The organism is Streptomyces sp. NPDC040405, assembly GCF_055595765.1.
This window is the reverse complement of sequence record NZ_JBVIVI010000039.1, coordinates 1-1,714: the sequence shown is the minus strand read 5'-3', so window position 1 is coordinate 1,714 and position 1,714 is coordinate 1. Positions and strand designations below refer to the sequence as shown.

1 protein-coding gene is annotated in these 1,714 nt (G+C 74.6%); it reads left to right on the top strand.

The genetic code is table 11. From position 1 onward, the window contains the following. Nucleotides 1-1,714: SAV_2336 N-terminal domain-related protein (locus ACZ59A_RS44870; protein ID WP_470971654.1), on the top strand; the 1,714-nt coding region annotated here is incomplete at both ends.

Genomic DNA, 1,714 nt, shown 5'->3' with positions numbered 1-1,714 from the left:
CACGACCCAGGCGGCGGGTCCCGCGAGCACGGCCCACGGGACCTCGACTGGCAGCAGATCGCCGATGCCTTCTGGCTGGCCGTCTGCAAGGCCGGAGCGGGCCGCGGACCCGGCCCGCTCCCCGCGCCCCCGGAGGCGGACGCCCCGCCGCCCGCCGACCGGATCCCCGAACCGCCGCCGGAGCCGGAGAACGACGGCGAGCGGCGGCCCGAGCCCGCGCCCGCGCCCGAACCGGCCGTCTCGGCACCGCGGCCCGTGGAACTCCTCGCCGTGCCCGACGCGCCGGAGGACCCGGCCGGGACGGAACCGGCGCTGATCACCGACGTCATGGTGCCCGCGCCCCGGCCGGCCGCCGCCGGGCCGCTGGTCGCCGAGCGCGCCGTCTCCCGGGCGCTGCGCCCCCTCAAGCGCACCTCGCCCTCGCCGGTCGAGCTGGAGGTGGACGAGGAGGCCACGGCCGAGCGGGCCGCGCGCGACGGGCTGTGGCTCCCGGAGTACGCGCCCGTCCAGGAGCGCTGGATGGACGCGGTCCTGGTGCTGGACTGCGGCAGCTCCATGGTGGTGTGGCGGCGTACGGCGGCGCGGCTGGCCACCGTACTGGAGCGGACGGGTGCCTTCCGGAACGTCCGGGTGCACCGGATGAACACCGATCTCCCGTTGCCCGAAGGCACCCACGACTCCCCGGTGGACGGCATGTCACCGCGCGGTAAGCGCGCGGTGCTGGTGCTCACCGACGGCATCGGCGCGGCCTGGGGCGACGAGAGCGCGCAGCGCGCCCTGGGGCGCTGGGCCCGGCGCGCGTCGGTCGCCGTGCTCCATGTGCTGCGCCAGGGGCGCTGGCACCACACCGGGATCGCGCCGGAGCGGGTCCGGGTGCGGGTCCCCGAGCCCGGCGCGCCCAACGCGGCCTGGCGACCGGCCGACGGCGGCTCCTGGCCGGGCGGCGAACCGCCCGTTCCGGTGCTGGAGCTGGACGCGCGCTGGCTCGGCAACTGGGCGCGGCTGGTGGGCCGTCCGTCGGACCGGGGTCATGACACGCTGGCGCTGCTGCCCGGGGCGGAGACCGAGCCTTGGGATCCGCAACCGGAACCCAGCGCCTGGGACCGGGTCTTCCGCTTCCGCTCCGCCGCCTCCCCGAGCGCCTTCCGGCTGGCGGCGCGGCTGGCGGCGGCGCCGCTGAACATTCCCGTGATGGAGTTCGTCCAGGGGATCCACCAGCCGGAGGGCAGTCCCGGCGATCTGGCCGAAATCCTGCTGGGCGGGCTGTTACGCAAGGTCGGCACCGCCGATCCGCTGGACGAGACCGGAATCGGCTACGAATTCCACGACGGGGTACGGGAACTTCTGCTGTCCGCCGGATTACGGGACGAGTCGCTGTACACCCTGCGCAGCGTCCTGGACCGGCTGGGCCGCCGCTGGAAGCCGCTGCATCTGCTGCGCGATCTGCTCAACCATCCCTCGGGACCGGTGCGGGATCTGCCCGACACCGAGCGCCTGATGCCGTACATACGCCTTCAGGAAAAGGTCTACCAGGCGCTGTCCGGGCCCTATCTCGAAGGCGCGCGCTCCTTTCACGCCCTTGTCCTCGCGCGCCAAGCGCTCCCCCGCACGGGCGAAAGCCGCCCGGAGCCCTTTGAAGACGTACCCCACTGGGGAAATGTCGTAGGCGAGGTTGCCGTGACCGACTCCATGACTCCCCGACCCCGTCCGTCGT